The following is a 5,388-nucleotide window of genomic DNA, read 5'->3' on the forward strand; positions in this document are numbered from 1 at the left end:
TCGCTCGCCTGGAAGGCGCGCATCTCGTCCGGACCGCCCTGCATGACCTCGGCGCCGATGCGCTCGTAGAACTCGCGCGTCTCGGGCATCGTCTCGATCTTCGTGAGCAGCGCCGCCAGCCTGTCCGTTTCGGCCTTCGGCGTCCTGGCCGAGACCATCGCGCCGACCCAGGTGTAGGCCGCGAAGCCCGGCAGGCCTGCCTCGCCGGCCGTGGGCACCGAGGGCAGCGCGGGTATGCGCTTGTCGGCGGCCACGGCGAGCGCATGCAGCTTGCCCGACTTGGTGAGCTCCTGCACGCTGGTGATCTCGGCGAAGGCCATGTCGACCGTGCCCGCCACGACCGCGATCACCGCCTCGCCCGCACCCTTGAACGGGACGTGGCTGGTCTGCACCCTGGCGGCGTCGTTGAAGAGCTCGGACATCAGTTGGTAGCCCGCCGAACCCGCGCCGTAGTTGAGCGCGCCCGGCTTGGCCTTCGCGCCGGCGATCAGTTCGGGCAGCGTCTTGTATGCCGAGTTGCCGGGCACCACGATCAGCGCCGGCGCGCGCATCATCATCGTGAGCGGCGCGAGGTCGGCGACGGGGTCGTAAGGCAGCGACTTGAACAGCGCCGCGTTGACCGCCAGCGTCGAGTTGCTGCCGACGAAGACGGTGTAGCCGTCGGCCGGAGCACCGAGCACGGCCTTCACCGCGATGAAGCCGTTGGCGCCGGGCTTGTTCTCGACCACCACCGGCTGGCCGGTAAGCTCGCCGAGCTTGCGGCCGAAGTAGCGCGCCGAGGTGTCGGTGCCGCTGCCCGGCGGGAACGGCACGACGAACTTGATGGGCTTCGACGGGAAGTCCTGGGCGGCCGCATGGTCCGCGCCGAGCACCAGGCCCAGCGCCAGCAGCGGCGCCATGAAGAGAGGACGGGCGGTCATGTGCTTCACCTTCAGTCGAGCGTCACGCCCGTGGCCTTGACGACACCGGCCCAGCGGACCAGTTCCTTCTTCACATAGGCGCCGTATTCCTGGGGCGTGGAGCCCAGCGGCTCGGCGCCCTGCAGCGCCAGGCGCTCGCGCACGTCGGGCGACTTGAGCGCCTTGACGATCTCTGCGTTCAGCCGCTCCACCACGGCCGGCGGCGTGCCGGCGGGCACCATCACGCCCTGCCAGGCGCCCACTTCGAAGCCCGGCATGCCGGACTCCGCGAGCGTGGGCACATCGGGAAACAGCGACATGCGCCTGGCCGTGGTCACCGCCAGCATCTTCAGCCGCTTGTCGCGCACGAAGCCCATCACCGAATTGACGGTGTCGGTCATGAACTGGATCTGGTTGCCGACCAGGTCGACGTCGGCCGGCGCGCTGCCCTTGTACGGCACGTGCGTGGCATCGATGCCGTTGGCCTGCACGAACTGGAACGCGCCCAGGTGCGTGACGTTGCCGTTGCCCGCGGAGCCGTACGAGAGCTTGCCCGGATGCGCCTTGGCGTAGGCCACGAACTCCTTGACGTTGTTGGCCGGGACCGACGGGTGCGCGACCAGCGCGAGCGGCACCACGGCCACCAGCGCGACCGGTGCGAAATCCTTCTGCACGTCGTACGACACGCTCTTGTAGAGCGCGGGGCTCAGCGTGATGGACGAGGTGTTGTAGAGGAGGGTGTAGCCGTCGGCCGGTGCCTTGGCGACCATCTGCGCGCCGATGTTCCCGTTGGCGCCGCCGCGGTTGTCGACCAGGATGTTCTGGCCCAGCTGCTCGCCGAGCTTCTGCGCGAGCACCCGCGCGACCAGGTCGGTGGGCCCGCCGGGCGGGAAGGGCACGACCATCGTGATCGGCTTGGTCGGGTAGGCCGCCGGGGTTTGCGCGAAGGCACACGGGCCAGCGAGCGCGAGCAGTGCGGCGCTCGCGRCCAGGGTGGCTGCGCGCCGCGTCGCTAGGCGATGAAAGAGGATTGACATGTCTTTGGKTCTCCGATGATGTTCTTGAAGCTCACGGGTCCGCCACGCTGCGCGTGCCCCGCGCCGTATGAAACCGGCGCAGCCAAGCCCAGGGATACCGCGGATCTGGCTTTGCCAGGCCGCTGGTATCGCCCCCTGGGGGGAGGCGCCGCCAGGCGCATCGGGGGGATTTCCATCTCAGCGGCCTGCGAGAAGGCGGCGCGCGTCGTAGTGCATGACGCACCGGCCATGCTGGTTGAAGACCTCGATGCGCGAATCGACGATGGCGCGGCCGCMCTTCGACGTCGGCCGGATGCCGGTGACTTCGATCGCCGCCTCGATGCTGTCGCCGACGAGCACCGGGGCATGGATCTTCTGCACCAGCTCGAGCATCGCGAGCCCCGTGCCCTGGATCATGGTCTGCAGGATGAAGCCTTCGATCAGCGTGTAGGTCAGGGCGGCCGGCACCGGCCGGCCCGCGATGGCGCTGCCTTCGTAGTCGGCATCGATGAAGATCGCCTCGAGCATGCCGGTCACGCCGATGAAGTTGACCAGGTCGGTCTCGGTGACGGTGCGGCGGAAGGTGCGCAGGCGCTGGCCGACCGCGAGGTCCTGCCAGACGAAGCCCTGGCCCAGGCGGGGCAGGGCGGCGTGCTCGGGCGAGCGGTCGGGGGGGGCGTTCATCTCTGGTTCTCCGTGGGCGTGGTGGTGGGTACGGGGGCCGTGGCGCCCGCCGCGCCGTCGGCAATCAACGCGTCGATCCGGGAAGGCGACAGGCCCGCGGCTGCGAGGCTCTGGCGCGTGTGCTCGCCAAGACGCGGCGGCATGCCGACCGCGGGGCGCTGGCCGTCGAACTTCACGGGCACGCCGGGAAAGCGCATCGATCCCATGTGCGTGTCTTCCAGTTCGGTGAAGAAGCCGGTCGCCGTCAGATGCGGGTCGTCGGGCAACTCGTCGAGATGGCGGATCGGTGCGGCCGGGATCTCCAGCCGCTCGCAGGTGGCGAGCCAGTGCGCGGTGGTGCCGCGGGCGACGAATCCACCCGCCAGTGCCAGCAGTTCGCCGATGTGGCGCGTGCGCGCCGCCATGTCGGCGAAGCGCGGGTCCGCAGCCAGGCCGGGCTCGCCGACTTCGGCGAAGAAGCGCTGCCAGTGCTGGCTGGTGTACGGCATCATGCAGATGTGCCCGTCGGCCGTGCGCCACGGGCGCCGCCACGGCGTGAGCACGCGCGGATAGCCGGCGGGGCCGAGCGGCGGCTCGAAGTGCCGGCCATACATGTGCTCGACGAGGTTGAAGGCCACCAYGGTCTCGAACATCGGAATCTCCACGAACGCGCCGCGCCCCGTGCGCTCGCGCCGGAACAGCGCCGCCAGGATGGCTTGCGCGCCGACCAGTGCGCAGGTCTTGTCGGCGGCGATGGTGGGCAGGTAGCGCGCCTCGCCGCCCTGCTGCGCCATCAAGGCCGCCAGGCCCGACATGCCCTGGATCACGTCGTCGTAGGCCGGCCGCCCCGCATAAGGGCCGCCCTGCGCGAAGCCGTGCAGGCCGGCATAGACCAGGCGCGGAAAGCGGGCCATGAGCGCCTCGGGATCGATGCCCAGCGGGGCCAGCTTCTGCGGCCGCATGCTGTGCATGAACACGTCGGCGTCGGCGAGCAGCGCCATCAGCGCCTCGCGGGCCGCCGGGCGCTTGAGGTCGAGCACCACGCTCTTCTTGCTGCGGTTGCTGCCGAGGAACATCGCCGACATGCCGGCCTCGGTGGCCGGACCGGTGTGGCGGGTCGAATCGCCCTCGGGCGGCTCGATCTTGATCACCTCGGCACCGTAGTCGGCCAACGCCTGGCTCGCCAGCGGACCGAACACCACGCTCGAGAGGTCGAGCACCTTCACGCCTTGCAGGGGCAGCATCGTCTGTTTGTCTCCTGGGCGCATTCTGCGAAGCGGATTCGTTGCCGTCCAATATCAAATTACTGCTCTGTGATACCTTTCAGAGATCATGGATGCACGCCAGCTTCGTCACTTCATCGCCCTGGCCGAGACGCTCAACTTCCACCGCGCGGCCGAGCGGCTGCACATGGCTCAGCCGCCGCTGTCGGCGTCGATACGGCGGCTGGAGGAGCAGGTGGGCGTGCCGCTGTTCGTGCGCAACCGGCGCGGCACCGAGTTGACACCGGCCGGCGCGGCCGCGCTGGAGAATGCGCGCCGCGCGGTGTTCCACACCGAGCAGTTCGCGCTCGCGGCGCAGGCCGCCTCACGCGGCGAGGCGGGCATCCTGCGCGTGGGCTTCGTGGGCTCGGCCACTTATGCACTGATGCCGCGCCTGCTGCCGCGCTTCAGGCAGCGCTATCYGGGCGTGCAGCTGCAACTGGCCGAGTCGACCACGGCGCGCATCGTCGGGATGGTGGAGAGCGGCGATGTCGATGTGGGGCTGGTGCGCTTCCCCATCGGCCGCGCCTGCAAGGCGCGCATCTTTCCGGCCGAGCGCGATGTGTTCATGGCGGCGCTGTCGGTCGATCATCCGCTGGCGCGGCGGCGTCGGCTCACGCTGGCGGACCTCGCGCCGGAGACCTTCGTGATGTACGGCGCGATGGAAGTGCCCGGCCTGCATGCCGCGGCGCTGCTGGCCTGCCAGCAGGCCGGCTTCATGCCGAACGTGCAGCAGGAGGCGGTTCAGGTGCAGACGCTGATCAGCCTGGTGGAAAGCGGCCTGGGCGTGGCGCTGGTGCCCTCGGTCGCAGCGCGGCACGCGACGCGCAGGATCGTCTTCAAGCCGCTCACGGGGCCGGGCGCGCAGACGGCGATCGGGATCGCCCTGGCGCTGCCGCCGGGCGGCCAGACCTCCGCGGCGCAGCGCTTCCTGGAGAGCGTGCTGGAGTTGCCGGGCGAGTAGCGGCTGCCTCCATGGCGCAGGCGGCGCGCCACGGCGACTGCGGCGAGCTCAGGCGTAGTCGAGCGGCAAGGCCGTCGTGTACTTGATCTGCTCCATGGCAAAGCTCGAACTCACGTCGGACAACTCGATCTCGCGGATCAACCGCTTGTAGACCGCGTCGTAGGCCGCGATGTCCGGCACCACCACCCGCAGCAGGTAGTCGGTGTCGCCGCTCATCCGGTAGAACTCGACGATCTGCGGGATGGCCGCCACCACGCTGCTGAAGCGCTTGAACCACTTGTCGTTGTGCTGGCTGGTGCGAATGGCGACGAACACCGTCACGCCCACGTTGAGCTTGCCGGGATCGAGCAGCGCCACGCGCTGACGGATATAGCCCTCGCGCTCGAGCCGCTGGATGCGCCGCCAGCAGGGCGTCGCCGACAGGCCCACCTGTTCGCTGATGCCCTGCAGCGAGGCGCTCGCGTCGTCTTGCAGCACTTCCAGGATGGCCTTGTCGATCTTGTCCATCGAAGTATTCCAATCCAAATTTCTGCGGTGGGTGAGTAATATTTTGCTCGCATCCGGATCGCGCACAATGGGCACTC

6 protein-coding genes are annotated in these 5,388 nt (G+C 69.3%); 1 reads left to right on the forward strand and 5 read right to left on the reverse strand.

Annotation, left to right across the window (positions count from 1 at the left end):
* From AC1D2K_RS28965 to AC1D2K_RS28980, 4 genes are all read right to left on the reverse strand, one after another.
* Window positions 1-920, reverse strand: a 920-nt coding sequence (locus AC1D2K_RS28965; RefSeq protein WP_478093145.1) for a Bug family tripartite tricarboxylate transporter substrate binding protein, incomplete at its 3' end; no start/stop codon positions are given.
* An 11-nt stretch (window positions 921-931) separates the two neighbouring features.
* Window positions 932-1,936, reverse strand: a complete 1,005-nt coding sequence (locus AC1D2K_RS28970; protein ID WP_478093147.1) for a Bug family tripartite tricarboxylate transporter substrate binding protein — start codon at window positions 1,934-1,936, stop codon at window positions 932-934.
* Between the two features lie 177 nt (window positions 1,937-2,113).
* The gene (locus AC1D2K_RS28975; protein ID WP_478093149.1) at window positions 2,114-2,599 is read right to left on the reverse strand and encodes a MaoC family dehydratase; all 486 of its coding nucleotides are present in this window, start codon (window positions 2,597-2,599) and stop codon (window positions 2,114-2,116) included.
* Window positions 2,596-3,822, reverse strand: coding sequence for a CaiB/BaiF CoA transferase family protein (locus AC1D2K_RS28980; RefSeq protein WP_478093151.1), 1,227 nt, complete (start codon window positions 3,820-3,822; stop codon window positions 2,596-2,598). Before AC1D2K_RS28980 ends, AC1D2K_RS28975 begins: the two co-directional genes overlap by 4 nt.
* An 88-nt stretch (window positions 3,823-3,910) precedes the next feature.
* On the opposite strand from AC1D2K_RS28980, the gene AC1D2K_RS28985 reads away from it, so the two are divergent.
* Window positions 3,911-4,804 (forward strand): LysR family transcriptional regulator, encoded by an 894-nt coding sequence (locus tag AC1D2K_RS28985; RefSeq protein WP_478093153.1) that lies wholly within the window; start codon window positions 3,911-3,913, stop codon window positions 4,802-4,804.
* A gap of 48 nt (window positions 4,805-4,852) precedes the next feature.
* Here the strand turns inward: AC1D2K_RS28985 and AC1D2K_RS28990 are convergent, their stop codons facing one another.
* Window positions 4,853-5,311: an Lrp/AsnC family transcriptional regulator gene (locus AC1D2K_RS28990; RefSeq protein ID WP_478093155.1), complete on the reverse strand. Its 459-nt coding sequence runs from the start codon at window positions 5,309-5,311 to the stop codon at window positions 4,853-4,855.
* Window positions 5,312-5,388 lie beyond the last annotated feature (77 nt).

The organism is Variovorax sp. P1_H12_2, from assembly GCF_056405335.1.

Excerpts from the sequence above, each read along its gene's own strand:
- AC1D2K_RS28990 (WP_478093155.1), bottom strand. The coding sequence starts at position 5,311 with ATGGACAAGATCGACAAGGCCATCCTGGAAGTGCTGCAAGACGACGCG.